This is a genomic window from Amycolatopsis sp. QT-25 (assembly GCF_029369745.1).
Lineage (GTDB): Bacteria > Actinomycetota > Actinomycetes > Mycobacteriales > Pseudonocardiaceae > Amycolatopsis.
In genome coordinates this window covers 6,458,962-6,484,321 of record NZ_CP120210.1, presented here as the reverse complement: position 1 = coordinate 6,484,321, position 25,360 = coordinate 6,458,962, and the positions used below count along the sequence as shown (strand labels likewise).

24 protein-coding genes, 1 tRNA gene and 1 pseudogene are annotated in these 25,360 nt (G+C 69.9%); 22 read left to right on the top strand and 4 right to left on the bottom strand.

The genetic code is table 11. The features are described from left to right. The first annotated feature begins 125 nt into the window (after positions 1 to 125). From P3102_RS30240 to P3102_RS30145, 20 genes are all read left to right on the top strand, one after another. Positions 126 to 1,265 carry a steroid 3-ketoacyl-CoA thiolase gene (locus P3102_RS30240; RefSeq protein WP_276371419.1) on the top strand — a complete coding sequence of 380 codons (1,140 nt, stop codon included), beginning with the start codon at positions 126 to 128 and terminating at the stop codon, positions 1,263 to 1,265. Between the two features lie 2 nt (positions 1,266 to 1,267). After that, positions 1,268 to 2,479, top strand: coding sequence for a CoA transferase (locus tag P3102_RS30235; RefSeq protein WP_276363760.1), 1,212 nt, complete (start codon positions 1,268 to 1,270; stop codon positions 2,477 to 2,479). Positions 2,480 to 2,516: 37 nt separating this feature from the next. Continuing rightward, the gene (gene fabG / locus P3102_RS30230) at positions 2,517 to 3,257 is read left to right on the top strand and encodes a 3-oxoacyl-[acyl-carrier-protein] reductase (RefSeq protein WP_276363759.1); all 741 of its coding nucleotides are present in this window, start codon (positions 2,517 to 2,519) and stop codon (positions 3,255 to 3,257) included. Further along, a complete protein-coding gene (locus tag P3102_RS30225; RefSeq protein ID WP_276363757.1) occupies positions 3,254 to 3,640 on the top strand; it encodes a 3-hydroxyacyl-ACP dehydratase in 387 nt (128 codons plus the stop codon). Before fabG ends, P3102_RS30225 begins: the two co-directional genes overlap by 4 nt. Continuing rightward, positions 3,637 to 4,101 (top strand): beta-hydroxyacyl-ACP dehydratase, encoded by a 465-nt coding sequence (locus tag P3102_RS30220; protein WP_276363756.1) that lies wholly within the window; start codon positions 3,637 to 3,639, stop codon positions 4,099 to 4,101. Before P3102_RS30225 ends, P3102_RS30220 begins: the two co-directional genes overlap by 4 nt. Positions 4,102 to 4,136: 35 nt before the next feature. After that, positions 4,137 to 4,391: an acyl carrier protein gene (locus P3102_RS30215; protein WP_005155526.1), complete on the top strand. Its 255-nt coding sequence runs from the start codon at positions 4,137 to 4,139 to the stop codon at positions 4,389 to 4,391. A gap of 3 nt (positions 4,392 to 4,394) precedes the next feature. Further along, positions 4,395 to 5,597 (top strand): beta-ketoacyl-[acyl-carrier-protein] synthase family protein, encoded by a 1,203-nt coding sequence (locus P3102_RS30210; protein ID WP_276363753.1) that lies wholly within the window; start codon positions 4,395 to 4,397, stop codon positions 5,595 to 5,597. Continuing rightward, positions 5,594 to 6,706, top strand: a complete 1,113-nt coding sequence (locus tag P3102_RS30205; protein WP_276363752.1) for a beta-ketoacyl synthase N-terminal-like domain-containing protein — start codon at positions 5,594 to 5,596, stop codon at positions 6,704 to 6,706. The genes P3102_RS30210 and P3102_RS30205 overlap by 4 nt, the downstream gene beginning before the upstream one ends. Next, on the top strand, positions 6,684 to 7,844 hold the full coding sequence (locus P3102_RS30200; RefSeq protein WP_276363750.1) for a beta-ketoacyl synthase N-terminal-like domain-containing protein: 1,161 nt from the start codon (positions 6,684 to 6,686) through the stop codon (positions 7,842 to 7,844). The genes P3102_RS30205 and P3102_RS30200 overlap by 23 nt, the downstream gene beginning before the upstream one ends. Beyond that, a complete protein-coding gene (locus P3102_RS30195; protein WP_276363748.1) occupies positions 7,841 to 8,710 on the top strand; it encodes a beta-ketoacyl synthase N-terminal-like domain-containing protein in 870 nt (289 codons plus the stop codon). The genes P3102_RS30200 and P3102_RS30195 overlap by 4 nt, the downstream gene beginning before the upstream one ends. Before the next feature lie 149 nt (positions 8,711 to 8,859). Beyond that, the gene (locus P3102_RS30190) at positions 8,860 to 9,657 is read left to right on the top strand and encodes an alpha/beta hydrolase (RefSeq protein WP_276363746.1); all 798 of its coding nucleotides are present in this window, start codon (positions 8,860 to 8,862) and stop codon (positions 9,655 to 9,657) included. After that, positions 9,654 to 10,574, top strand: a complete 921-nt coding sequence (locus tag P3102_RS30185) for a thioesterase family protein (protein WP_276363745.1) — start codon at positions 9,654 to 9,656, stop codon at positions 10,572 to 10,574. The genes P3102_RS30190 and P3102_RS30185 overlap by 4 nt, the downstream gene beginning before the upstream one ends. Further along, positions 10,571 to 11,203 carry a DsbA family protein gene (locus P3102_RS30180; protein WP_276363743.1) on the top strand — a complete coding sequence of 211 codons (633 nt, stop codon included), beginning with the start codon at positions 10,571 to 10,573 and terminating at the stop codon, positions 11,201 to 11,203. Before P3102_RS30185 ends, P3102_RS30180 begins: the two co-directional genes overlap by 4 nt. Continuing rightward, positions 11,200 to 11,322, top strand: coding sequence for a hypothetical protein (locus P3102_RS30175; RefSeq protein WP_255431380.1), 123 nt, complete (start codon positions 11,200 to 11,202; stop codon positions 11,320 to 11,322). Before P3102_RS30180 ends, P3102_RS30175 begins: the two co-directional genes overlap by 4 nt. Then, positions 11,319 to 12,047 (top strand): class II aldolase/adducin family protein, encoded by a 729-nt coding sequence (locus P3102_RS30170; RefSeq protein ID WP_276363741.1) that lies wholly within the window; start codon positions 11,319 to 11,321, stop codon positions 12,045 to 12,047. Before P3102_RS30175 ends, P3102_RS30170 begins: the two co-directional genes overlap by 4 nt. Before the next feature lie 171 nt (positions 12,048 to 12,218). Continuing rightward, positions 12,219 to 15,005, top strand: a complete 2,787-nt coding sequence (locus P3102_RS30165; RefSeq protein WP_276363739.1) for a cytochrome P450 — start codon at positions 12,219 to 12,221, stop codon at positions 15,003 to 15,005. A 23-nt stretch (positions 15,006 to 15,028) separates the two neighbouring features. After that, positions 15,029 to 16,699, top strand: coding sequence for an AMP-binding protein (locus tag P3102_RS30160; protein WP_276363738.1), 1,671 nt, complete (start codon positions 15,029 to 15,031; stop codon positions 16,697 to 16,699). Positions 16,700 to 16,942: 243 nt separating this feature from the next. After that, positions 16,943 to 18,262 (top strand): acyltransferase, encoded by a 1,320-nt coding sequence (locus P3102_RS30155; protein ID WP_276363736.1) that lies wholly within the window; start codon positions 16,943 to 16,945, stop codon positions 18,260 to 18,262. Positions 18,263 to 18,346: 84 nt separating this feature from the next. Beyond that, complete coding sequence (locus P3102_RS30150) at positions 18,347 to 20,074, top strand: CoA transferase (RefSeq protein ID WP_276363735.1); 1,728 nt, start codon at positions 18,347 to 18,349, stop codon at positions 20,072 to 20,074. 88 nt (positions 20,075 to 20,162) lie between these two features. After that, positions 20,163 to 21,386 carry an aminotransferase class V-fold PLP-dependent enzyme gene (locus P3102_RS30145; RefSeq protein ID WP_276363733.1) on the top strand — a complete coding sequence of 408 codons (1,224 nt, stop codon included), beginning with the start codon at positions 20,163 to 20,165 and terminating at the stop codon, positions 21,384 to 21,386. Positions 21,387 to 21,390: 4 nt separating this feature from the next. Here P3102_RS30145 and P3102_RS30140 read toward each other — a convergent pair whose 3' ends face one another. The 3 genes from P3102_RS30140 to P3102_RS30130 all read right to left on the bottom strand — a co-directional run bounded on the left by P3102_RS30140 (position 21,391) and on the right by P3102_RS30130 (position 22,886). Continuing rightward, entirely contained in the window at positions 21,391 to 22,179 is a 789-nt protein-coding gene (locus tag P3102_RS30140) for a hypothetical protein (protein WP_276363732.1), read from the bottom strand. Between the two features lie 248 nt (positions 22,180 to 22,427). Continuing rightward, positions 22,428 to 22,500 (bottom strand) — tRNA-Arg (locus P3102_RS30135). 65 nt (positions 22,501 to 22,565) lie between these two features. Then, the gene (locus tag P3102_RS30130) at positions 22,566 to 22,886 is read right to left on the bottom strand and encodes a MarR family winged helix-turn-helix transcriptional regulator (RefSeq protein ID WP_276363730.1); all 321 of its coding nucleotides are present in this window, start codon (positions 22,884 to 22,886) and stop codon (positions 22,566 to 22,568) included. Between P3102_RS30130 and P3102_RS30125 the strand changes: the two are divergent. Beyond that, positions 22,867 to 23,295, top strand: a pseudogene (locus P3102_RS30125) (epoxide hydrolase); the annotation flags it as partial. The gene P3102_RS30130 and the pseudogene P3102_RS30125 sit on opposite strands and share 20 nt — an antisense overlap. A 151-nt stretch (positions 23,296 to 23,446) precedes the next feature. Beyond that, positions 23,447 to 24,364, top strand: coding sequence for a cation diffusion facilitator family transporter (locus P3102_RS30120; protein ID WP_276363729.1), 918 nt, complete (start codon positions 23,447 to 23,449; stop codon positions 24,362 to 24,364). 275 nt (positions 24,365 to 24,639) lie between these two features. Here the strand turns inward: P3102_RS30120 and P3102_RS30115 are convergent, their stop codons facing one another. Then, positions 24,640 to 25,359, bottom strand: coding sequence for a DUF305 domain-containing protein (locus P3102_RS30115; protein WP_276363727.1), 720 nt, complete (start codon positions 25,357 to 25,359; stop codon positions 24,640 to 24,642). Position 25,360 lies beyond the last annotated feature (1 nt).

Genomic DNA, 25,360 nt, shown 5'->3' with positions numbered 1-25,360 from the left:
GCCATTCCCGCAACTACGGAGAACCGCTGGTCGGCTCCGCAATCCGTGAGACGTTCGCCCGCCGGGCGCCGCACCACGATGGGGAAGCCGGGCACCCCGTCCGGCGGAGAGGCAGGTACCCGCCCGTGGCCGCGCTGAACGACCGGACCCCGGTCATCGTCTCCGCCGTCCGCACCCCGCTCGGCAAACGCGGTGGGGTGCTCGCCGAGCTGAAGGCCGTCGAACTGATGCGGCACGTCCAGCTGGAGGTCATCGCCCGCGCCGGTATCGAGCCCGGCGACGTCGACCAGATCATCGGCGGCTGCGTGACCCAGTCCGGTGAGCAGAGCCTCAACGTCACCCGCAACGCCTGGCTGAACTCCGGCCACGATCCGGCCGTGGGATGCTCCACAGTGGACGTCTCCTGTGGATCGGCGCAGCAGGCGAACCACCTGATCTCCGCGTTGATCGCCGCGGACGCGATCGACACCGGGATCGCCTGCGGCGTCGAGTCGATGAGCAGGGTGCCGATCGGGACGAACCTCTACCAGGGCCCCGGGCACTACAAGACGCGCGACTATCCGTGGGACGACCCGCCGAAGGCCCAATTCGGCGGCGCCGAGCGGATCGCCGCGCGCGAAGGCATCGGCCGTGCGGACGCCGACGACTACGGCCTGCTTTCCCAGCAGCGCGCGGCCCGCGCGTGGCAGGAGGGCCGGTTCGACCGCGAAGTCTCCCCGGTCGGCACGGTCACCCGCGACGAGGGCCTCCGCGAAACCACCCGCGAGGGGCTCGCCGCGTTGCGGCCGAACGTCGAGGGCGCGGTGCACACCGCCGGTTCGACGTCGCAGATCTCCGACGGGGCCGCCGCCGTTCTCTGGATGTCGTACGGGAAGGCCCGCGCGCTCGGCCTGACGCCACGCGCGCGGCTGGTCGGCCAGGTCGTCACCGGCGCCGACCCCTACTACCTGCTCGACGGGCCCGTGGTCGCCACCGAACGGGTGCTGCGCCGGACCGGCCGCCAACTGTCCGATGTGGACATCTGCGAGGTGAACGAGGCCTTCGCCGGGGTGGTGCTGAACTGGGCCAAGGCGCACGGCGCGGACATCGACCGCGTCAACGTCAACGGCGGTGCCATCGCACTCGGCCATCCGCTGGGCGCGACCGGGACCCGGCTGCTCGTGACGGCGCTGCACGAACTCGAGCGCACCGGCACCTCGACCGCGCTGATCACCATGTGCTGTGGCGGTTCGCTCGGCACCGCCTCATTGCTGGAAAGGCTTTGACCATGCGCGAAGAGGAGTTCTTCCGCCGGGCGCGGACGGGTTCGGCCGGCCCGCTGGAGGGCGTGCGCGTGCTGGACGTGACCAAGGTCTGGTCCGGTCCGCTCGCCACCTGCGTGCTGGCCGACATGGGGGCCGACGTGGTCCGCGTCGAGCTCGCCGACGGCCACGACGGCGAGGTGCCGCCGAACATCCCCGGCACCGGGCTGTCGTGGTTCCGGGAAACCGTGCACCGCAACAAACGCAGTGCCGGGCTGGACCTGCGTGACGACACCGACCGCACGCGCTTCCTGGCGCTGGTGGCGCACGCGGACATCGTGGTCGAGAACTACAAACCCGGCACGCTGGACGGCTGGGGCGCCGGGTACGAGGCCTGCCGGGCGGCACGCGAGGACGTCGTGTTCGTGTCGGTGTCCGGTTTCGGGCAGTACGGCCCGAAAGCCCATCTGCCCGCCTACGATCCCGCGATCCAGGCCGCTGCCGGATGGATGTCGCTCAACGGCTTGCCCGAGGGGCCGCCGGTGCGTGCTCCGACGTTCCTCGCCGACGAGCTGGCAGGCCTGCACGCGGCGATCGGCGCGCTCGCCGCGCTGACGCACCGGAACCGGACCGGCGAAGGGCAGCACGTCGACGTGTCCATGGTGGACTGCCTGCTCGCCAGCAGCAGTGGCTTACCGACGCTCGCCGCGACGGGCGCTCCGCCGCCGAGGGTGGGCAACGAGACCGATTTCGTCGTACCCGCCAACGTCTACGCATGCGCGGACGGCCATCTGTACCTCGCCGTCGCGATCAACCGGCATTGGCGCGCGCTCGCCGAGATCATCGGCAGACCGGAACTCGGCCTCGCCGACGGATTCCGCACGGCCGCCGCGAGGATGACCAACCGGGAAGCGATCAACACGATGATCTCCGGCTGGTGCGCGGGACGGCCGCTCGCCGAAGCACTCGACGTGCTGAACGGCCGCGGGCTCGTCGCCGCGCCGGTGCGCACGCTCACCGAAGCCGTCGCCGACGAGCACGTCCGAGCCAGGGCGATGCTCCAGGAAACGGTGCTGAGCAATGGGACCACCGCGCCGATCGTCGGGCCGGCGGTGAAATTCTCCCGTACGCCGACGAAGGTCCGCCACGGTGCGCCGCGGCCGGGCGCGGACACCGCCGAAGTACTCGCCGAGCTCGCGGCAAACGATGAGAAGAATAGTTTGCGCCGCGCTTCTTAAAATGGAAACAAATTGTGCTGGAAAACGAGGAGGCGTCGTGGCGGAGCACCACCGGGCCCTGGTCACCGGGGCTTCACGAGGGATCGGCCGGGCCGTGGCGCTGCGGCTGGCCCAGGAGGGCTACGCCGTCGCGGGGTGTTTTTCGAAAGCGAGCGCCGCGTCGGAGGAAACCGAAGAGGACATCGCCGCCGTCGGGGTTCCCTCGTATTTCGCGGAATGCGACGTCGCCGATTCCGAAGCGGTCGAGCGATTCGTCAAGGACGCCGAGGAGAAACTCGGCCCGATCGATCTGCTGGTCAACAACGCCGGGATCACCAAGGACAGCCCGCTGGTGCTCGCCAGTGCCGAGGACTGGCACGCGGTACTCGCCACGAACCTCACCGGCACCTGGAACTTCTGCCGCGCCATGACCTTCCGGTTCATGAAGAACCGCGGCGGTGTCGTGGTCAACATGTCCTCGGTCGCCGGCGTCCACGGCCACGCGGGCCAGACCGCCTACTCCGCCAGCAAGGCCGGGATCATCGGCTTCAGCAAGTCGCTGGCCAAGGAGGTCGCCGGGCACGGTGTCCGGGTCAACGTGGTCGCGCCCGGCTTCATCGAGACCGACATGACCGGCTCCCTCGGCGAGAAGCAGCGCGCCAAGGCACTCACGCAGATTCCGGCCAAACGTTTCGGCACCGGCGAGGACGTCGCCGAACTGGTCGCGTTCCTGGTCTCCGACCGCGCCTCCTACATCACCGGACAGGTGCTGCAGATCGACGGGGGGATCACGCTGTGATCGGGATTCCCGCCTTCGCCGCACCGTTGCGGGCGGTCGACACCCTCGACGTCCGGCAGCAGGGGGACGATTTCGAACTCGTCGCCCGGATCACCGTGGACGGCAAGGAACCCAATCTGCGCGGGCATTTCCCCGGCCAGGCCGTGTACCCCGGCGTCTTCGTCATCGAGACGCTGGAGCAGGCGATGCGGGAGGCCGTGAACGCCCGGTTGCGCACCGTCCGCTCGGTCCGGTTCCTCGCGCCGCTGCTCGACGGCGACCTCATGGTCCTCACGGCCACCGCGAAGCGCGTCCGGGACGGCTGGGAAGTGATCGGCAAGGCCGTACTCGGTGAGACGACGACGGCCAAGGTCCGCGCCACCTTCGAGGAGGACGCGGCATGACCGGGCACCACGACATCCGGATCCTGCTGCCGCAGCGGTATCCGCTGCTGCTGGTGGACCGGGTGCTGGACCTGGTCCCCGGCGAGTCGATCGTCACGATCAAGGCGGTCACCGGCACCGAGCCGTGCTACGCGGGGATCCCCGACGGCGCGCCGGCGAGCAGCTACGACTACCCGAAGTCGCTGATGATCGAGTCGTTCGGGCAGAGCGCGGCGCTCCTCTGGCTCGACGGCCGCGCGCCGGTGGAGGACGACGACTCGACGTTGATGTTCATCGGCGCCCGTGACTACCACTTCACGGCCGCCGCCCGCCCTGGTGACGTGCTGCGCCACGAGGTCCGGCTGGAGTCGGTACTGGCCGACACGGCCTTCGCCACCGGCCGGACCTGGGTCGGTGATCGCCTGATCGCGACCGTCACCACTTTGACCGCGACGCGGCGCCCAGTGCGGCCCGCGGCGTGAGAACCGCACGCGGACAACGAAACCGGAGGATCGTCATGACGCAGACCGACACCCAGCTCGAGGAGCTCCGCGAGCTGGTCGCCGAGGTGCTCGAACTCGAGCCCGAGGAACTCGAGGACAACGGGGACTTCATCGACGACTACGAGGCCGACTCCCTGCGTGCCATCGAGATCCTCGCCCGGATCGACAAGCAGTACAAGATCGAGATCCCGCAGGCCGAACTGCCGGAGCTGCGCACGCTCAAGGCGGTCAACGACGCCCTGATCCGGCACTCCGTCAAGAAGGGATGAACCGTGGCCCGCGTTGTCGTGACCGGGGTCGGCCCGGTGTCGAGCATCGGGATCGGGATAGCCGCGTTCGCCGAGGCGCTGCGCACCGGCCGATCCGGGATCTCGCCCATCACCAGCTTCGACCCGGCCGGGTTCCCGCACCGGAACGCGGGCGAGGTCCACACCTTCGATCCGGCGGCCCATCTTCGCCGGGTCGACCCGGCGGAGTGGGGCCGGTCCAGCCAGTTCGCGGCCGGCGCCGCTCGGCTGGCGCTGGCCGACGCCCGGCTCGACCTGACGTCGGTGGCGCCGGGGCGTGCCCACGCGATCATGGGCACCACCAGTGGTGAGTCCGCGGTCGCGGAGGCGCTCACCGCGCAGATCATCGAAGGCGGGTTCGCCGCGCAGGACCCGGCCCTGCTGACCCAGTTGCCCGCCAACCGGCTGGCGAACGCGGTCAGCGAGGAGCTGGGCTTGTCCGGCGAGTCGCTGACCATCGCGACCGCCTGCTCGGCGAGCAACTACGCGATCGGCTACGCCTACGACCTGCTGGCCGGCGGCGAGGCCGACGTCGTCTTCGCCGGCGGCGCCGATTCGGTGTGCCGCTGGGCACACGCCGGGTTCTTCCGGCTCGGCGCGCTGGCGAAGGACGCCTGCACCCCGTTCGACAAGGACCGCGCGGGCATCCTCACCGGCGAGGGTGGCGCCGTGCTCACCCTGGAAACCTACGACCACGCCCGGAAAAGGGGCGCCACGGTCTACGCGGAACTGCTCGGGTACGGCGTCAACTGCGACGCCATCCACCCGGTCACGCCGGACGCGCCGACGGTCGCGGAGTGCATGCGCATCGCACACCGCAACTCCGGTGTCTCCCCGTCCGATGTGGACTACATCTGCGCGCACGGCACCGGCACGCAGGTGAACGACCTGGTCGAGAGCAAGGCGGTGATCGAGGTCTTCGGTGAGCGCCCGCCGCCGATCAGCTCGATCAAGTCGATGCTCGGCCACACCATGGGCGCGGCCTGCGGGTTCGGGGCCATCGCCTCGACCATCGCGATCGACCGCGGTTTCCTGCCGCCCACGGTCAACTGGACCACCGCGGATCCGGAACTGGGCGTCGACCCGGTGCCGAACGCGGCCCGTCCGGCGACCGTGCGGGTGGTCCAGAACGACGGTTTCGCCTTCGGTGGCAACAACGCCATCGTGATGTTGGGAGCGCCAGAATGAGCGGTGTGGTGGTGACCGGCTGGAGCGCGCTGACCTCCGCGGGCGTCGGTGTGGACGCGCTGGCGAAGCGGCTCGCTCTGGCCGAGGCAGGCCAAGTCGAAAAAGGCCATGAGATCGGCGACCTCTACGAAGAGCCGATGCCCGCGGCGAACGGGCACTTCCTCCCCAGCTTCAGCCCGCGGGAACATCTGGGGCGCAAGGGGACCAGTACCTTCGACCGGGCCACCGGGCTGGCCGTGGTGTGCTGCCAGGAGGCGTTGCGCGAAGCCGGGGTGTCCCTCGACGACGAAGTCCGGCCGCGGATCGGCGTGGTGCTGGGGACCTCGCTGGGCAGCTTCAAGTCCACCAGCGACTACACCCGCGAGACCTTGGTGCAGGACAAGCCTTACCTGGTCAACCCGATGCTGTTCCCGAACACGGTGATGAACTGCGCCGCCGGGCAGGTCGCCATCCGGTTCGGTCTCCGGGGGGCGAACACCACCATCGCGGGCGGCACCCTCGGTTTCCTCAACGTGCTTCGGTACGCCGGCAACGCCATCGAGCGCGGGCACGTCGACGTCGTCGTCGCGGGCGCCGTGGAGGAGTTCACCCCGCACCGCGCGTGGGCGACCCGGCTGACCGGGGTGGCCGACGTCGTCGCCGCCGGGGAGGCCGCCGGGATGTTCGTGCTGGCCAAGGAGAACACCCCCGAGTGGGCGGGCACGCGGCAGCGCGCCGGTGTCCTCGCGGTCGCGACGGCCTACGGGCCGGGTGGCGGTGAGGCGGCCGAGACCGCGCTCGCCGGCTGTGTGCACCGCGTGCTGGCGAAGGCCGGCATCGACGCCTTCGAAGTGTCCACTGTGTACACGGGTGAGGTCGAAGACGGAGACGAGCGCGAGTTCGGCCCGATCGCCCGGGCACTGGGCCACCGCCCGGACCGGGTCATGGTCAAGCGGCTGTTCGGCGAATGCGACGCGGCCTCCGGCGCGGTGGCACTGGGTGTACTGCTGGCCGAAGACCGCGATGCCCGCCCCGGTGGGCTGAGCCTGCTCACCGCGCGGGGCGCGGACGGTGCCGTGGGCGCCGCCATCGTGAGGAGGTACGCCGATGGCGGTCTTGATCGCGGGTAGCGCGGTGCGCACCTGCCTCGGTGCGGGAGCGGAGACGTTCGACGGCCTGCTCCGCGGCGTTTGCGGCGTCTCACCGCTGCGGTACGGCGATTCCGGGCGGCTGAACGTGGCTTACGGCTATCACGCAGAGCTGGCCGGTGAGCCGTTCCGCGCGGGGCGGCTCCTGGCCGAATGCCTGAAGGAAGCGGTCGCTCAGTCCGGATTGGACACTGCGGACACTGTGGACACCGCGGACACTGTGGACACTGTGGACACCGCTGCGCGGCGGGTCGCCGTCCTCGTCGGCACGGGATTGCGCGAGTTGTCCGCGGTGGAACGGCTGGCACTCACCGGCGAGCCGGTGTCCGCCGGACGGCTGGACTTCGCCGACGTCGTGGCGGAGACGCTGCCCGATGCCACGTACGTGACCACGATCGTCAACGCGTGCAGCGCCGGCGGTCATGTCCTCGCGCTCGCCCAGGACATGCTGGAGCTGGGCGAATGCGACGCCGTCGTGGTCGCCGCCGCCGACGCGATGACGCGGTCGATGCTCGCCATGGTCGGCCGCGTCGCCGAGACGCCGACCGAGCGGGTGCGCCCGTTCGACCGCGAGCGCACCGGCGTACTCCTCGGCGAGGGTGCGGCGGCGCTCGTGGTCGTGCCCGAGAGCTGGGACGGCCCGGTGCTCGGCCGGGTCGCCGCGACCGGTCTTTCGTGCGACGCCCACCACGCCACGGCGCCGGACATCGAGGGCATCGCCCGTGCGATGTCCGACGCCTACACGCGTGCGGACCGCGCACCGTCCGATGTGGACGTGGTGGTGGCACACGCGACCGGCACCGCGCTCAACGACCCGGTCGAATGCGAAGCGCTGCGGAAGGTCGTGCTCGGTGGCGGCGGGAATCCGCTCGTCACCGCGGTCAAGGGGTCGACGGGGCACACCTCGGGCAGCGCCGCACTGGTCAACGTGGACGTCGCGCTGCGGATCTTCGCCTCCGGCGAGGTTCCCGCGGTCGCCGGCCTGACCGACCCACTCGACGAGGGCATCGGCTTACGGCTGGTCATCGGCGACACGGTCGCCGCGCGGCCGGAGCTGGTGCAGGTCGACTCGTTCGGCTTCGGCGGCGTCAACGCCGTCACCCTGCTGGAGCGGGTATGACCGGCCGCGGCAGGGAGACCCGGTCGCTGCTCACCGGCTGGAGCCTGCACCTGCCGGGGATCGAGGAGTTCGACGGCGCGCCGCCGGAGAAGGCCGCCACCGTACTCGGCCGGAAAGGCTTGCTGTACAAGGAACCCGCGACCCGCTTGGCGTTGTGCGCGGTGCATCGCGCCCTCGGCTTCGAACCAGGGCACCGGGTTTCCGGGCCGATCGAAACCGGCACCGCCGTGGTCGCGTGCAGCAACCTCGGCAACGTCGAGACGGTCGCGAAGGTCACGCGCGCGGTCGAGGCCGAAGGCGGCCGCGGGGTGAGCGTGCTCGACGCGCCCAACGTGTCACCGAACGTCGTGGCCAGCACGGTCGCGTTGTGGTTCGGTTTCGGCGGCCCCAACCTGATGCTGTGTTCCGGCAGTACGGCCGGGCAGGCCGGCCTGCGGATGGCGAGTCTGCTGCTGCGTTCCGGCCGGGCCACGCGGGTGGTGCTCGTCGGTGCCGAACCGGAGGACGAGATCGCCTCGATCCTGCACGACGGACCGCTGCGCTCCGGGAGCGCCTGCGTGCTCCTCGAGCCGTGGCGCGAGAAAACCGGGTCCGTCGTGGTCGACGTCGACCCGGGGGAGGCTGAGGCGCCGCCCCGGCGCACGGTCGGATCCGGCGGCTTCGACGTCAAGGAACGGTGGGGCGACTTCTCCGGCGCGCACGGGGTCGTGGAGCTCGCGCTCGCCGCCCACCTCGCCGTGGCGGAAGGCGAAGGCCGCGTGGGCATCGGCCCGCACCGGCCGGACGGCAGGCCGGCGGTCTCGGTCGCCGTCACAGAGCCTGTCGGCGGAGCTGAGACGAACCCGCGAACAGGACCGAACGCGTGAACCCGCCACGGCCGAAGGCCCCGCTATCGCGGTGGCAGGACGCCTTGTCCGCCGTCGTGACGTGGATGGCCAGGCAGCGTCTTGCCGACGTCGATCGCGGACGCGGGTTCACCAACAGACACAGACCACAGCGATGAGATGGGGTACCGGTGAACGGTTCGGCGGTGAAGGCGCACACGATCGCGCCCGGCAGGCCCGGTGCGCCGCTGGTGCTGTTCGCGCACGGGATGGAGGGCCACTGGAAGAGCTGGACGCCGCTGGCCACGCATCTCGATCAGGGCTACCGGGTGGTTTCGCTCGAGCTGCCGTGGAAGGCGGGCAACGATTTCCGCTGGCGCAACCGCTCCTTCGGCACCTGGCTCGGCGACGGCCTGGACATGGTCGGTGCCGTCCCGGACGTCCTGGTCGCGCATTCCTTCGGCGCCAACGCCGCGCTGGAACTGATGTGCGGGCTCGACCCGCGTGTCGGTGCGTCGGTGGCGTTGTTCTGCCCGTTCTACCGGCTGCCCCGGTACGAGGTGACCTGGCGGATGTTCGAGCGCTCGCGCGAGACGTTCACCGCGCACGTCGGCGAGGGGGTCCGCGCCCGGCTCGGCAAACGAGCGGCCACCTTGGACCCCGAGGTCGTCGACGGCATGGTCAAGATCGCGTTGAACCGCGCCGGGCCGCTCGGCTTCGCGGCGGTGTTCGACCGCTACGCCGCCAGCGCCGATCTCCAGCTCGGCAACGTCGAGATCCCGACGAAGGTGCTGGTCGGCGGGATGGATCCGACGTTGCCCGCCGAATCCGCCGTCGCGCTCGCCGACGGCATGCCGGGGGCGACGCTGCGCACGCTCGACCGCGGTGACCACTTCTTCCACGTTCGCTACGCCCGGTACGCCGCGGCCGAGGTGACCGGCCTCGTCGAAGACGTCCGGGCCCTTCCGAAGGTAGGTGAGCTCCGATGACCGCAGTCCTGCGGCCAGGCCGGACCGTCACGCACGGCCGCCCCGCGTTCGAGGGCGCCAACATCCGCACCTGGATCGGGTTCAAGCACTTCATGTACCTGGTCGAGCAAGGTGTCCTGCAGTGGCTGCGCGACCAGGGCACGAGTGCGCGCGACCTGTTCCTCGAGCACGGCCTCGGCGCGGAGATCGTGGACTGCTCGGTGCAGCTGCCCGCCGTGCTGGAACTCGACGACGAGGTCGAGGTCGAGGTCGCCCCCGGCCGCGGCGACAAGCTGAACGTCCAGCTTTCGGTGGTCCGCGACGGCGAGAAGGTCACCGTGCTGCGCGGCAAGGTCACCGTCGCGCTGGTCCGCGAGCGGGCGGCCGACAGCACGGCGGCCGCGCCCGAGGCGTTGGCGCGGCTGGAGGTCCCGGCGCTGACGTCCACGGTGGAGCGGATCGCGATCCCGGCGGGCGAGACCGCCGAGTCGGTGCTGACCGAGGCGCCGGGCGCGTTCCTGTGGTCCTGGCGGGCGCCGTACTTCTACTGCCACTACTCCGACCGCGTCCAGCACTCGGGTTTCGTCCGGACGCTGGAGGAGGTCGTCGACCGGTACCTCGCCGACCGCGGCATCTCCGTCGGCCGCATGCTGTCCGAACGCGCGTGGATCCCGGTCGTCTCCCGCGCCCGCGTCCGGCTGCTGGAGGACGCGCGCATGGAGGAGACGGTGCACACCGTGTTCACCGTCACCGACATCCTGCGCGGGGTCATGTTCGACGGCCGGATGGACTGCTACGTCCAGCGCGGCCAGGAGCTGGTCCCGGTGGCCACCGCCCAGATCCTGCACGGCTACGCCATCGCGGCAGGCCCCGGCGCGGGCGGGATGGCCCAGCTCGACGAGGGTGTCGTGCACGCGCTGATCGGGGACCGGGCATGAGCCGTCCCGCCAAGCTGTACTTCTCGCTGCGCAGCCCGTACAGCTGGCTCGCGATCAACAAGCTGCGCGCCGAGGTGCCCGGCGCACTCGAACAGCTGCGATGTTTCCCGTACTGGGATCCGGACACGGTGACCGGCGCGGGCCTCGACGAACGCGGTGGCGAGTTCCACTACGTGCAGATGAGCCGCGCGAAGCATCTGTACATGCTGATGGACACCAAGCGGATCGCCGAGCAGCAGGGCCGCAAGATGGCCTGGCCGATCGACATCGAACCGTGGTGGGAGTTGCCGCATCTGGCCTGGCTGCGCGCACGCCGCGAGGGTGCCGAGTGGCCGTTCTACGACGCGCTGAACGACGCCCGCTGGGGCCGCGGCGAGAACATCTGCGAGCCCGACGTCGTGCGCGCCGCGGCCGAGCGGGCCGGGCTCGACCCGGAGCTGGCCGTCGGCGCCGTCGACGACCCGGAGATCCGTGCCGAGGGCGTCGAGTGCCTCTACCAGGCCTATCTCGACGACATCTTCGGCATCCCCTACTTCAAATGGGGCCGGCACCGCTTCTGGGGATTCGACCGGCTGGACGGATTCCTCGGGGTGTGGCGGCCCACGGTGCGAGAGGAGCGTGCGGCATGAGCGAGGACCAGGAGGCCACGGTCACCGAGTTGCCCACGGACCAGTGGTACGGCGTGCCCGCCGAACTGCTGGACGAGGGCGCCGCCTACGACTGGGACAGCCCGGGCGGTTGCGGATGAGGACCGTCGAAGAGGAACGGCTCTACCGCAAGCAACGCCTGGCGGCGACCATGCGGCTGTTCGCGGTACGCGGTTTCGACGAGGGCGCGGGCGGGCACGTGACCGCCCGCGACCCCGGCGACCCCGACCGGTTCTGGATCAACCCGTTCGGTGTCCACTTCGGACACGTCCGGGTCAGCGACCTGCTGCTGGTCGACAGCCGGGGTGCGGTCGTCGAAGGCGACGGGAGGATCAACCCGGCCGGGTTCGTCATCCACTCGCACGTCCACGCGGCGCGGCCCGACGTCGTCGCGGTCGCGCACGCGCACTCCACCTACGGGCGCGCGTGGGCGGCCCTGGGCCGCAAACTCGACCCGATCACCCAGGACGCCTGCGCGTTCTACGAGGACCACGAGGTCTTCGACGAGTTCGGCGGCGTGGTGCTGGATTCCGACGAGGGCAAGCGGATCGCGGTGCGCCTCGGCACGGGCAAGGCGGTGATCCTGCGCAACCACGGGCTGCTCACGGTCGGCGGCACGGTGCAGGAGGCGGCCTGGTGGTTCACCACCATGGACAGCTCTTGTCACGTGCAGTTGCTCGCGGAGGCGGCCGGGAAGCCGGTGCCGATCGAGCCCGGGGTCGCGCGGCACACCGCGTCGATGATCGGCACGCCGGGGATGGGGCGGCTCAACTTCCGGCCGCTGTACGCCGACCTCGTGCGCCGCCAACCGGATTTGCTGAACTGAGCCTGCCGGCGGAGCTGAAAACGGCCGGACACCTGAACCCGCCCGGCCGAAGGCCCCGCTATCGCGGTGGCAGGGCGCCTGATCCGCCGTCGTGACGTGGAACGACCAGGCAGCGCCCTGCCGACGTCGATCGCGGTCGCGGGTTCACCGAAGGAGATTGAGGGGAAGGTCATGCCGACGCTACTGAACGACTACATCGCCGAGGACGGGGCCGGGAGCGCGATCGTCGACGAGGCGGGCGCGGTCGGGTGGCGGCTGCTGGGGGAGCGGGTGAACCGCTGGATCGCCCTGCTGCGTGACCGCGGGCTCGGCGAGGGCGACCGGCTGGCCTGTGTCCTCGGAAACCGCCGCGAGACCTTCGAGGTCCTCTTGGCGTGCCTGCACTCCGGGATCACCGTGGTACCGGTCAACTGGCATCTCACCGATCCCGAGATCGCTTACATCGTCTCGGATTCCGGGAGCAAGGCGCTGGTCGCCGAGCCCTCGTACGCCGAGACGGCGGGCCGCGCGGTGGCGCGGTCCACCGGGGAATGCACGACGCTGATCGTCACCGGCTCCGCGGACGAGGCCGGCTTCGAAGCGGCGGAACCGTTGCTGGCGCGGATGTCCCCGGCCGAACCCGAGAGACAGACCTGCGGCGCCACGATGTTGTACACCTCGGGCACCACGGGCGCGCCCAAAGGCGTGGTGAACGGGCTTTTCGTCGTCGGCGCGCCGTTCTCCCGGGTGGCGAAACTGACCCGGTACGCGCACGTCGTCCTGGACGTCCCGTCACGTGAGCGGTGCCTGCTCGACGGTCCCTGGTATCACTCGTCCCAGCTGTTCTTCTCCCTGCTCGGCCTGTTGCTCGGCTCGACGCTGGTGCTCCGCCGGTCGTTCGACCCCGAGTCCACATTGGACACCATCGACCGCGAACGGATCACCGCCGCGCATCTGGTGCCCACCCAGTTCATCCGCCTGCTGCGGCTGCCGCCGGAGGTCCGCGCGCGGTTCTCGGGGACGAGCCTCGGCCGCGTATGGCACGGTGGCGGACCATGCCCGCCGGAGGTCAAACGCCGGATGATCGACTGGTGGGGCCCCGTGCTGACGGAGTACTACGGCGCCACCGAGGGCGGCGCGGTCACGATCACCGGCTCGCGTGACTGGCTCGCGCACCCCGGCAGTGTCGGCAAGGCCATTCCCCCGAACGAAATCGTGATCCTGGGCGAGGACGGCACCCCGCAACCTCCCGGTGCTTCCGGGCAGGTGTTCGTCCGCCGCGGCAAAGGTCGGAGCTTCTCGTATCACAACGCCCCGGAGAAGACGCGGTCCGCGCATCTGGAACCGGGCACCTTCACCTTCGGCGACGTCGGTCATCTCGACGAGGACGGCTTCCTCTATCTCACCGGCCGCGCGCAGGACATGATCGTCTCCGGCGGGGTCAACGTCTACCCGGCCGAGATCGAGGCCGTGCTGCTCAACCATCCGGTGGTCCGGGACGTCGCCGTCATCGGGGTCCCCGACGACGAGTTCGGAGAACGAGTGGCCGCCGTCGTCGAGGTCACCGCCGACGCTCCTGCCGCCCCCGCCGATCTGTTCGCCCTGCTGGACCCGTTCTGCCGTGGGTCCCTGGCGGGCTTCAAGACCCCGAGGACGTACCACGTCATCGAACGGCTGCCCCGGGAAGCGACCGGCAAACTCCGCAAGGACGTGCTGCGCAAGAGCTTCGCCGCGATCGGCATCGAGCGGCCCGACATCGCGCATCCGGCGACGTTCGCCAAGGGCGTGCCGCACGTGGAGTTCGCTCGCCGTCGTGAGACCGAACCGGTGGCCTGGACCCCGGAACCGTTGCTGACGCGGCATTCCAGCGTCGGCAGCACCACCCAGCGCGGGTCCGGTTACTGGGCGGTGACGCGTTACGACGACGTCTACTCGGTGTCACGGCGGCCCGAGGAGTTCTCGTCCGCGGCCAAGGGCGCCTTCCTGCCCGACCCGCGCACGCCGGGTGACCTCAAGCAGACCCGGCAACTGCTGGTCAGCATGGACGGCCCGGAACACGTCCGGATCCGCCGCCTGGTCGCGACCGTGTTCACCCCCAAATCGGTCCGCGGGCTGAGCGACGGCATCGCCGGGCACGCGCGGCGGCTGGTGGAGAAGGTCACCGGCGGCGCCGAGTTCGACGCCGTCGCCGACTTCGCCGCCGAGCTGCCCCTGCTGGTCCTGTGCGATCTGCTCGGGTTCCCACCGGAAGACCGGCACCTGCTCTACCGCTGGAGCAACGCGCTGGTCGGCTTCGACGACCCGGAGTTCGGCGGCGGCGACGTCGAGGCGTACCGCCGGACCTTCGCCGAAGCGTTCGCCTACGCGATGAAGCTCGGCATGTCCCGGCGCGAGACCCCGGCCGACGACCTGATCAGCCGGCTGGTCAACGCCGAGGTCGACGGAAAACGCCTGAGCGACCGCGAGTTCTGCAGCTTCTGGTTGCTGCTGGTGGTGGCGGGCAACGAAACCACCCGTCACCTGATCTCCGGTTCGCTGGAGGCCTTGGTGAACCACCCGGCGGAACGGGACAGACTGGTGTCCGGTGAGGTGCCGGTGGCCACCGCGGTCGACGAGCTGATCCGCTGGGTCACGCCGATCATGCAGTTCCGCCGCACCGCCGTCCGGGACACGGAGATCGCCGGGCAGCCCATCGCCGAGGGCGACAAGGTCGTCGTCTACTACACCTCGGCCAACCGCGACCCGGCCGTGTTCACCGACCCGGACCGGCTGGACCTGGGCCGCGATCCCAATCCCCACCTGTCCTTCGGCATCGGCCCGCATTTCTGCCTCGGCGCGCATCTTGCCCGGCTGGAGATGTCGACGCTGCTGACCGCACTGCTGCCGCATTTGCCCCGCCTGCGCCTGACCGGTCCGGTGACCCGGCTCGAATCGAACTTCGTCAACGGCGCCAAGACCATGCCCGCGCGCTTCGGATGATTCCACGAGAAAGGGAGGCCGTCGTGCCCTCGAAACCTGTCCAGCCGAGCCGTGCGGGAACGGTCCCGTGGCCCGCCGACCTCGTCGAGCGCTACGTCGCCGAAGGCCATTGGAAGGGCCAGGCGCTCGCTTCGCGCTTCGTGACCGCGGCCGACGTGACTCCGGACGTCGAAGCGCTGACCGACGGCGACTTCCGGTTGACCTACGCCGAATTGCTGTCGCGGGTGGACGGTGCCGCGCAGCGGCTGCGCGCGCTGGGGCTCCGGCCCGACGACCGGCTCCTGGTCCAGCTGCCCAACGGCTGGGAGTTCGTCGTGCTGACGCTGGCGTGCTTCCGGCTCGGGGTGATCCCGGTGATGGCGCTGATCCAGCACCGCAGGCACGAACTGTCCTATCTGGCCGAACTGTCCGAGGCGCGGGCGATCGCCGTGCCGGATCGCGTGAAGGACTTCGACCACCAGGAACTGGCGGCCGGCATCGCCGCCGGGGCCGAGACGATCGAGCACGTCATCGTCGCCGGTGACGTCCGCGACGGCCACGTCGACCTGCGCGCCCTGTGCGCGCCCGCCACGGATGCGGCGGCGGCGCGCGCCGAGCTGGACGCGCTGACCCCCGACCCGCGCTCGGTCGCGCTGCTGATCCTTTCCGGTGGCACCACGGGCCTGCCGAAGCTCATCGCGCGTACCCACGACGACTACGCCTGCTATGTCGACGGATCCGCCGACGCCTTCGGTTTCGACGCGTCTTCGGTGTATCTCGCGGTGCTGCCGTTCGGGCACAACTACCCGCTGAGCGCGATTCTCGGCGTGCTGTGGGCAGGCGGCCGCGTGGTCGTCTCGCCGTCGCCGTCCCCGCGTGACTCGCTCGGCGCGATCGAAGCCGAACGGGCCACGGTGACGTCGGTGGTGCCGGCGATCGTGGTGCGCTGGCTCGAATACCGCGAAGCCGACCAGCACCACGACCTGTCCTCGTTCCAGGTGCTGACGCTCGGCGCCGCACGGCTGCAGGACCAGCTGGTCCGGCAGATCGGCTCGGTCTTCGGCTGCACGTTGCAGCAGGGTTACGGGATGGCGGAAGGGCTGACCAACCTCACCCGGCTGGACGACCCGTTCGACATCACCTGCGACACCCAGGGCCGACCGATCAACCCGGCCGACGAACTGCGCGTCGTCGACCCCGACGGGAACCCGGTCCCGCCGGACGAGCAGGGCGAGCTGATCACCCGCGGTCCGTACACGATCCGCGGCTACTACCGCGCGCCCGAGCACAACGAGCGCGCCTTCACCCCGGACGGCTGGTACCGCACGGGCGACGTCGTGCGGCTGCGCCCGGACGGCTACGTCGTCGTCGAGGGACGCACCAAGGACGTGATCAACCGAGGTGGCGAGAAGATCGCGGCCGAGGAGGTCGAGTCCTTCGCCTACCAGCTCGACGCGGTGGAGATGGCGGCCTCGGTCGCGATGCCGGATCCGGTGCTGGGGGAGCGTGGCTGCCTCTACGTCGTGCCGACGCCCGGCAATTCCGTCGCGCTGCAGGACGTCATCGACGTCATGGAGACGGCGGGGGTCGCCCGGTTCAAACTGCCGGAGCGACTGGTCGTCGTCGACGCGATGCCGCGCACGCCGATCGGGAAGATCGACAAGAAGGTCCTGCGCGCGGACATCGCGCGACGCCTCGAAGAAGAAGCCGCCTGAGCCTCGTCCAGTCCGTGAAGGCCTCCTTGAGGGACCCAGAGTCCTCAAGGAGGCCTTCACGGACTTACGCCCACTGAAGCACGGCCTATTCGGCGAAAATGCTCGCAGAATGGGATAAGACGTAGCTCGTGCGGCGGTGCGAAGCTTGCGAGGCAGCCGGTTACCGGTCTGGGTTCCGCCGCGTGACGTGGAAATGCTCGAGCGCGGTTCGCCCCCTCTGCTTTTGGGAGAAAGGACGCACAAATGAGCGTTACCGCAACGCGGACTGGCGGGCCGCCCGCAGCCGCGGAAAAGCCAGCCAAGCAACGCTATCTCGCCGTCGACGGCTTGCGCGGGGTCTGCGCGCTGGCCCTGCTCTTCACCCACGTCGCGATGATCGCGGGAGTGCTCGGCACCAAGGAACTCGGCGGCACGATCGCTTCGACCAGTGCGGTCGGTGGTTTCTTCACCGGTGGGTTGCAGATCTTCGCCGGCGTCTTCTTCGTGCTCACGGGCATGTTCGTCTACCAGGGATTCGCGAAGTCGATCATCAACGGCACCCCGCGCAAACGCGAAGGCACGGTGATCCGGCGGGTGCTGCGCCTGCTCCCCGCCTACTACGCGATGTACCTCGTGGTGCTGGTCGCCCTGAACCTCCAGCAGGTCGAGAACCTGTGGGACGTCCTCCGTCCGATGCTGCTGCTGCACATCTACGACTGGGACGGCTGGAGCAACGGCATGGAGATCACGTGGACCGTGCCGGACATGGCGCAGTTCTACCTCCTGCTGCCGCTGCTGGCCTGGGCCACCTTCAAGTTCGCCTCCCGCGGCAAGACCGCGCGGGCGCGGGCGTACCGGATGATGCTCCCGGTACCGCTCCTGTTCGCGGCCGGTATCGCCTGGCTGCTGTACTCGCAGATGAACGGCCTCGGCACCCGTGCGCTGTTCTGGTACCCGATGGGCCTGATGCCGGAGGTCGCGATCGGCATGGTCATCGCGATCTGGCTGGAGTTGCAGAAGGCGTCGCCTCGGGACACGCCCAAGCTGCTCGCTTTCGCCGGCCGCCACCGCGTCTTGTTCCTGGGCATCGCGCTGACCTGCCTGCTCATCAACTGCGCCCGCCCCGGCAGTGAGATCGGCATGGACGACTACTACAGCCTCACCGCGCTCGGGATCTTCTACGGCCTGCTGGCCATTCTCTCGGCGACCCTGTTGCTTTCGATGGTCGCGCCCGGTCCCGAGTCGCGCCTCATCCGCGCGGTGTTCACCAACCGGGTGATCCTGTTCGTCGGCAAGATCTCCTACGGCGTCTACCTGTGGCAGTTCGCGGTGATGCATTTCTATCTGCAGAAGCCGAACGCCTATTTCAACGGGGAACCGATGCCGTTGATGTTGATCCGCGCCGGCACCGGGTTCTGGGAACTGCAACTGGTCACCCTGGTCGGCACCATCATCCTGTCGACGATCTCGTACTACCTGCTGGAACGCCCCCTGATGAACTGGGGCGAGCGGGTCATCAAGCGGCGGGCCGCCCGCAAGGCCGCCGCGGTGCCACGTCCGCGTGGGGAATCGGTTCCGGTGTAGTCCTTCGCCATCGGACCCCTCCGGCCTGGTGTCCGCCACAGCGGACGCCAGGCCGTTCCCGCATCCGCTTCCCGGAGGTTCGTCGTGTCCTTTTCCGCCCCCTTGAAAGGTTTCCACGTCCAGTGTGGTGAATCCGGCCCGGCCGTCGAGACCGCGCTCGATCGGCTGCGGATGCTGGCGGCCGAAGTCGATGCCGCGCGGCCTGGGGCCTTCGGCCTGAGCGGGCCGGGTGTGGTCGTCGAGGCAGGTTTACGCGGGCCGTTCCCGGAGAACCTCGTGCAGGCCGACTGCGGGATCATGGCACTGCACGGCCGGTCCGAGGCGCAGCCGCGTCCGCTGGGCGTCGACTACGTTTCGACACTCACGGGAATAGCCGCCGTGCAAGGTCTGCTGGCCACGACCTTGGCCCAGTTGCGCGGAAATCCCGTGTCCCGGGTCGAGCTGGGCGCGGACGACGTCGCCTTGCTCGCGGTCGGGCAGTACATCGCGGCGGCCACCGCGGACGAAGATCCCGAGGGGCCGGAGCAGAACCCGTCGGTGGCGCGGCCGCCGTTCGTCTCCGCCGACGGGGTCGCGTTCGAGGTCGAAGCCTTCAGCGGTGAGGCCTGGCAAGGGTTCTGGGACTCGCTGGGAACGCCGGGGCGCGCGATCGGCCAGGGTTGGCGGCCGTTCCTCCTCCGCTACGAACGTGCGTCGGTGTCGCTCCCGCGCGAGCTGCACGAGGCGGCCGAGGCCGCCCCGTTCGCGGAGATCCGCTCGATCGCCGCGTCGACCGGGATGCACATCTGCCCGGTGCGGACGGTGGCCGACCGGAGCGCCGACCCCGACGTGGGCTTGCCGCCGTGGACCTTCCGTGCCGGACGGGCGGCGCCGCCCGGAGCCGGCGCCACCGCCGGTCTGCCGCTCGCGGGGATCCACGTCGTCGAGTCGACGCGGCGGGTGCAGGGTCCGCTGGCGACCAGGCTGCTGTCGTTGCTCGGCGCGACCGTCACCCGGATCGAACCATCGGGTGGCGACCCGCTGCGGGGCATGCCGCCGATGGCGGGTGACTGCTCGGCGAAATTCCGCGTGCTCAACGACGGCAAGCGGGTCGCCGAGATCGACTTCAAGCAGGCGGGGGGCCGTGCGGAAGTCCTGGAGCTGATCCGCGACGCCGACGTCTTCCTGCACAACTGGGCGCCCGGTAAGGACGCCGAGCTCGGCCTGGACGCGGCCACCCTGCACGCGGTGAATCCCGGGCTGGTCTACGCGGCGGCGTGCGGCTGGGGCGACGCGCTGGGGAAGAACCCGCCCGCCGGTACGGACTACATGGTCCAGGCCTATTCCGGGGTGGCCGACGCACTGGCTCCCGCCGGGGCCCCCGCGCGGCCGACGTTGATGATCATGGTGGACGTCGCGGGCGGATTCGTTTCGGCGGAAGGGATCCTGGCCGCGCTGGTGGCGCGTCAGCGTACCGGCCGCGGTGGCGCGGTCACCACGTCGCTGCTGGCCGCGGCCGACGCACTGCTGCACGCGCCGTCGTCCGCCGCCGTCGACGGTGTCTTCCCCGCGGCCGACGGGCTGCTCGCGATCGTGACCGAAGAGGTCGAGACGCTGTGTTCGCTCCTGGACATTTCCTCGCCGCTGAGGGAGGAATTGCCGGACGCGATCACCAAGGCGCTGGGCAAGCGGCCGGTGGCGGAATGGGAACGGAGACTGGGCCCGATCGCGGTGCCCGTCCGGCGTGATCTCGGCACGCTCGTGGCACGTCGTCCCGGCCGGTTCGAACGGAACGGTTGCGCGATCGCCACTTCGCCGTGGACCTTTTCCTGATCCCGGCAGCGCAGGAGATGTCCGCCCAGTGAGAACGCTGCGACCATGTGGAGGCAACAGGCGGTCCGGCCGGTGGAGGAGCTTCGGGATGAGTGGGGACACGCTGGGCGTGCTGGGCTCCGACGTCGAGGTGGAAGTGGCCGACGGGACGAAGATCGCCTACGCCAACCTGGACTACGCGGCGAGCGCGCCGTGCCTGCGCGAAGTGGCCGACGTGGTGGGGGACCTGCTCCCGCTCTACGCGAGCGTGCACCGCGGTGCCGGCGCGCTTTCCCGGCTGTGTACGGAGAAATACGAGGCCGCTCGCGAGTCCGTCACCAGGTTCCTCGGCTGCCGCCCCGACGACGAGCTGGTGTTCACCCGCAACACCACCGACGCACTGAACCTGCTCGCGCACGCCGTTCCGCCGGGCACCGTCGTCCTCACCTTCGAAGGCGAACACCACGCGAACCTCTTGGCCTGGGACGAAGTCGTCCGGCTCCCGGCACCTTCGTCGCCGGATGAAGCGGTTTCCGCCGCTACGGACGCGCTCGCCGAGCAGCACGAGGGGCCGGTGCTGCTGGCCGTCACCGGAGCGTCCAATGTGACCGGTGAGGTCTGGCCGTTGACCGAACTCTCCGCCACCGCCCACCGCTTCGGCGCCCGGATCGCGGTGGACGCCGCGCAGCTCGCGCCCCACCGGCGCGTCGACATCGCCGCGCTCGACCTCGACTACGTGGCTTTCTCCGGCCACAAGCTCTACGCCCCCTTCGGTACCGGCGTACTCGCTGGCCGCGCCGACTGGCTCGACCGCGCGCGGCCGTACCTCTCGGGCGGCGGTGCCACCGCGCACGTCGGTGACGAACCCGGCGACGTCCGCTGGACGTCCGGCGCCGCGCGCCACGAGGCTGGCTCCCCGAACGTCATCGGCGCCGTGGCCCTCGCCGCCGCGTGCGACGCCCTCGCCGCCGCGGACCCGGACACGATCCGGGCCGACGAGGACGTTCTCCTGGCGCGGTTGCACGACGGCCTGACGGCACTCCCCGCGGTGCGGATACTGGGGGCCGGTGGCGGCTGGCCGGACAGGCTGGGCATCGTCTCCTTCACCGTCGACGGCGTGGAGACACGCACGGTGTCCACCCGCCTGGCGGCCGAGTTCGGCATCGGCGTGCGCGACGGCCTGTTCTGCGCCCACCCCTTCACCCGGCGGCTGCTGGACGAAGCGGGCACCACCACGCCGACCGCGGTCCGCGCGAGCATCGGCATCGGCACGACAGCCGAACACGTCGACCGCCTGATCACCGGACTCCGGACCATTTCCGGAGCCCGGTAGCGGGCTAGCGTCGGAACCAGCGCCGACGTTTCACCGTGGGCTCCGCGGGCTGTAGTCCCAGCCTGCCGGTCAGGAAGAAGGTCCCGGTCACGATGTTGCCGCGTGTGGGGGGTTCCGCGAGGTCGGTGGCCGCGATGGCGACGTCGAGTTCGATCGCGGCGATGGTGCGGACCCGGATCCGATGGAACGCCGCACCGGTGACGGTGTTCACGGGTGTCTCGGCTTCGAGGACCTCGCCGGCGAACAGCGCGTGAGCGGAAGGCGTCCAGTCGGACGAGGGTTCTCCGAGCGCGAAGGTGCCGGAAGGGATGAAGTGGTCGGCGGCGTATTTCGGCCTGTCGTCATTCTGCGCCGCGAAGTAGGCCTCGGCGTCGGCGTGCACGGTGACGTCTTCGGCCAACGCGGCCGGCACCAGGGACCCGGTCTCGAGCCGCCCGCCGGAGTGGGCGAGGACCGCTGCGTCTTCCAGCTCCACCGCGGCGGGACAGATCGACTTCCCATCGACGCCGTCGAGGAGTTCGAGCGTCACGGTCTCGTCGCCGACAAGGCGAACGTCGCGCACCGGTATCGCGGGCGTGGTGCCTGCCAGGCACGGCAGGAGGTACTCGATCCCGCGGTGGTGGACCTGCGCGACCAGCCGGGCGCCCGAGGGATCGGTCCAAACGTGCTCGCTGAGCTTCGCGGTGATCTGCCGGGCTTCGCCCATACTGATCAGGGAGACGACCCTCTCCCGGAATTCGTCCTGGTCGGTGACGCCGATCCCGATGGCCTCGAAGTGGCTGGACACGAGCATTTCCCCCTTGTTCGCCTCGTCCGCCGGAGATTACCGGCCGGCCCGGACAAGATCATCCTGATCAGGGGGCAACGACTGAACATCAGGGGAATCAAACGAGGGCCGAGCTCGACACCCTGGGTGGCCGGAAAGCTCTGTCCGCGCACACCTGGGGTATGGCCGGGTTCCGCGTGGTCAGCCGGGAATGACGCGAATCGGCCCCTACCGCGGTTTCGCCGGTAGAGGCCGATTCGTGCTGATCTGAAGTGTGCCCTCGGCAGGATTCGAACCTGCGACACCTGCCTCCGGAGGGCAGTGCTCTATCCCCTGAGCTACGAGGGCGTTGCCGCCTGAGCGACGTGGGAAGCTTAGCGCATGTATCCCTGGGCTCTCGCGAGTGGTGGTCGTTAGCCGTTGTGGTGCTCGACGAGACGGGCGAGCAGTCCGGTCAGCTGCTCCCGTTCGGCGGGGTCCAGTGGTGCGAGGAACGTGTCCTGTGTGTCGCTGACCAGGCTTTCCAGCTGGTCCAGGCGCCGGGTGCCGGGGTCGGTGAGGTTGATCAGGTTGCGTCTGCCGTCGGCCGGGTCGGGAGAGCGGTCGACGTGGCATGGCGGGAGTTCCGTACGACGAGCCCGGCTGGGTGAGCCGACGGCGGAGGGGAAAGCGGCGATCGGCGATCTCGCCCGGTTCCGCGTGGCCGGGTCCGTGTATTCGCGGCAGCAGGCCACACGTCCGCGAACGCTCGGCTACGGCCTCACCGACTCACCGGCGGCGCAGGCGGCGTGGATCGCGGGAAAGTTCCGGGAGTGGACCGACAACGACGGCTCGCCGGAGACCGCGCTCTCCTGGCGGCAGCTGCTCGACGCGATCTCCGTCTACTGGTTCACCGGGACGGCGGCCTCGTCGGCGCGGATCTACTAAGAGAGCAAGGAGCGAGAACTCTCGGCTGTTGAGGTTCTTTCGAGTATCTCGATCTTCCCGCGGGAGATCATCCGGCCGTCCCGGTGCTGGGCGGAGCTGCGTTACACCGATCTTCGCTGGTACGAGGTCTTGCCCGAGGGCGGACACTTCGCCGCATTCGAACAGCCCGCGGCCTTCGTCGGCCAGCTCCGAAGGTTCTTCCGGTCACTTCGGTAGCGGTGCGTGTCGGTTCCGGGTTTCGGGAAGGCCCTCCTGGGGGATGGCTTCCTTGTGCCGCTTAAGACATGGTGAACTTAGGCTCACCTGTATTGCACATATGCGCATGTGACAATATATTCGGCCTGTCGACTTCACGAGAGGCGGAGCAATGGGTCACGGGCACGGGCATGGGACGGCCTCGCCGTCGAGCGCGTCAGGCCGCTACCTCAAGAGCTTGACGATCGCCCTGGTCATCGGCGCCGGCTTCATGGTCATGGAGTTCATCGTCGGGTTCGCCACGGGCTCGCTCGCGCTGATCTCCGACGCCGCGCACATGTTCACCGACGTCCTCGGGGTCGGCATGGCGCTGGCGGCCATCCTGCTCGCCCGGCGAAGCGGCCCGACCCTCACCCGGACGTTCGGGTTCTACCGGGCCGAAGTGCTCGCGGCGCTGGGCAACGCCATCCTGCTGTTCGGTGTCGGGGGCTACGTCCTGATCGAGGCCGTCGGCCGCATCAGCGACCCGCCCGTCGTACCCGGCCTGCCCGTCCTGCTGGCCGCCGCGGCGGGTCTCGTCGCGAACATCGTCTCCTTTCTGGTCCTGCGCAAAGGCGCGGAGGAGAGCATCAACGTCCGCGGCGCGTACCTCGAAGTCCTCGCCGACCTGATCGGCTCCGTCGGGGTGCTGCTGAGCGGCGCGATCACGCTGCTGACCGGCTGGCGCTACGCCGACCCGATCATCGGTGTCGCGATCGGCCTGTTCGTCCTGCCCCGCACCTACGCCCTCGCCCGGCGTGCGCTGCGGATCCTGTTCCAGCACGCGCCGAAGGGGGTCGACGTCGCCGGGATCCAGGCCGAACTCGGCGGGCTGAAGGGTGTCGAGGACGTCCACGACCTGCACGTCTGGACGCTGACGTCGGGGATGGAGGTCGCTTCGGCGCACCTCACCATCGCGCCGACCGTCGAGCAGGCCGCGGTGCTGACCGAAGCACAGAACCTCCTGGCGGACCGCTACTCGATCGAGCACGCGACGCTGCAGATAGAAGTGCCCCAATGCGCGCAGCGCTGCCGGGAGCTTTCCTGGTAGCCGCCTGCGGTATTTTCGTCAGGTGAGCGGGGAAGCTTCAGGACGCTCGACGTCCCGAAGCTTCCCCGCTCGCCTGACGTGGACCGGCGTGCCTCGCGACGATGAAGGATTCGGGACACTCGACGTCCCGAATCCTCCATCGTCGGCCCTCGACGGGCGTGAACGATGCTTAAAGCGACCCCCTGCGCACCTTCCCGAGTACATGAAGGCCCCCTTCCTTGCGCCAGGCGCAAGGAAGGGGGCCTTCATGTACATCACAAGCCCCAAGCGGCGAATCAAGCAGGAAGCGGAGCCGCCCCGCGCTCCTGCAACAACCCCTTCATCAAAGTGATCTCGGCACCCTGCGAAACCAGCATGCTCCGCGTCAGCGACTTCACGTCCGCGATCGTCGTGTGGTCGTGGCCGTACTGCGCCATCGCCGTCCCGCCCTCGTGGTGCCGCAGCATCAACTGGAGGAAGAAGACGTCCATCTCCTTGCCGGTCAGCGATCGCAGTTTGGTCAGTTCGGCCGTCGTCGCCATACCGGGCATCGGGGCGCCGTTCGACGGTTTCATGCCGGCGTCACCGTGTGCGCCGTGGCCCGCCATCGGTTCGGTCATCCAGGTCATGTAGGCGCCGGTCGCCTGCTCGGGTTGCCCCCACAGGCCTAGCCAGCCCTTCATCCGGCCGACCTGGCCGGTCTGGGTGCGCTCGATGTCGAAGGCGAGGGTCTGGATCGCCGGATCGGTCGTGTGGTCCCGCGCCCAGCCCGCCATGGTGACGGCCTGGAGGTGGTGCACGGACATGTCCTGCGCGAAGCCGACCTCGATCGAGCCCGCGGCCGGGGTCGCGGGCTCGGTGTCGGAGTCGGAGTCGGTCAGCCTGGTCGTCAGGGCACCGAGGCCGAAGCCGAGGATCAGCATGACGACCAGGGCGGCCCCGATCACCAGCCATCGGCTCTTGGTCGACTTCGAGGTGTCGTCCGGCTCGTCGATGTACTGGAGATCGGGGTCCACT

What these genes read in the sequence shown, in the direction of transcription:
- P3102_RS30235 (WP_276363760.1), top strand. Translation starts at nt 1,268, where the DNA reads ATGCGCGAAGAGGAGTTCTTCCGCCGGGCGCGGACGGGTTCGGCCGGC.
- P3102_RS30220 (WP_276363756.1), top strand. Translation starts at nt 3,637, where the DNA reads ATGACCGGGCACCACGACATCCGGATCCTGCTGCCGCAGCGGTATCCG.
- P3102_RS30215 (WP_005155526.1), top strand. Translation starts at nt 4,137, where the DNA reads ATGACGCAGACCGACACCCAGCTCGAGGAGCTCCGCGAGCTGGTCGCC.
- P3102_RS30205 (WP_276363752.1), top strand. Translation starts at nt 5,594, where the DNA reads ATGAGCGGTGTGGTGGTGACCGGCTGGAGCGCGCTGACCTCCGCGGGC.
- P3102_RS30200 (WP_276363750.1), top strand. Translation starts at nt 6,684, where the DNA reads ATGGCGGTCTTGATCGCGGGTAGCGCGGTGCGCACCTGCCTCGGTGCG.
- P3102_RS30195 (WP_276363748.1), top strand. Translation starts at nt 7,841, where the DNA reads ATGACCGGCCGCGGCAGGGAGACCCGGTCGCTGCTCACCGGCTGGAGC.
- P3102_RS30185 (WP_276363745.1), top strand. Translation starts at nt 9,654, where the DNA reads ATGACCGCAGTCCTGCGGCCAGGCCGGACCGTCACGCACGGCCGCCCC.
- P3102_RS30180 (WP_276363743.1), top strand. Translation starts at nt 10,571, where the DNA reads ATGAGCCGTCCCGCCAAGCTGTACTTCTCGCTGCGCAGCCCGTACAGC.
- P3102_RS30175 (WP_255431380.1), top strand. Translation starts at nt 11,200, where the DNA reads ATGAGCGAGGACCAGGAGGCCACGGTCACCGAGTTGCCCACGGACCAG.
- P3102_RS30170 (WP_276363741.1), top strand. Translation starts at nt 11,319, where the DNA reads ATGAGGACCGTCGAAGAGGAACGGCTCTACCGCAAGCAACGCCTGGCG.
- P3102_RS30165 (WP_276363739.1), top strand. Translation starts at nt 12,219, where the DNA reads ATGCCGACGCTACTGAACGACTACATCGCCGAGGACGGGGCCGGGAGC.
- P3102_RS30155 (WP_276363736.1), top strand. Translation starts at nt 16,943, where the DNA reads ATGAGCGTTACCGCAACGCGGACTGGCGGGCCGCCCGCAGCCGCGGAA.
- P3102_RS30145 (WP_276363733.1), top strand. Translation starts at nt 20,163, where the DNA reads ATGAGTGGGGACACGCTGGGCGTGCTGGGCTCCGACGTCGAGGTGGAA.
- P3102_RS30140 (WP_276363732.1), bottom strand. Translation starts at nt 22,179, where the DNA reads ATGCTCGTGTCCAGCCACTTCGAGGCCATCGGGATCGGCGTCACCGAC.
- P3102_RS30120 (WP_276363729.1), top strand. Translation starts at nt 23,447, where the DNA reads ATGGGTCACGGGCACGGGCATGGGACGGCCTCGCCGTCGAGCGCGTCA.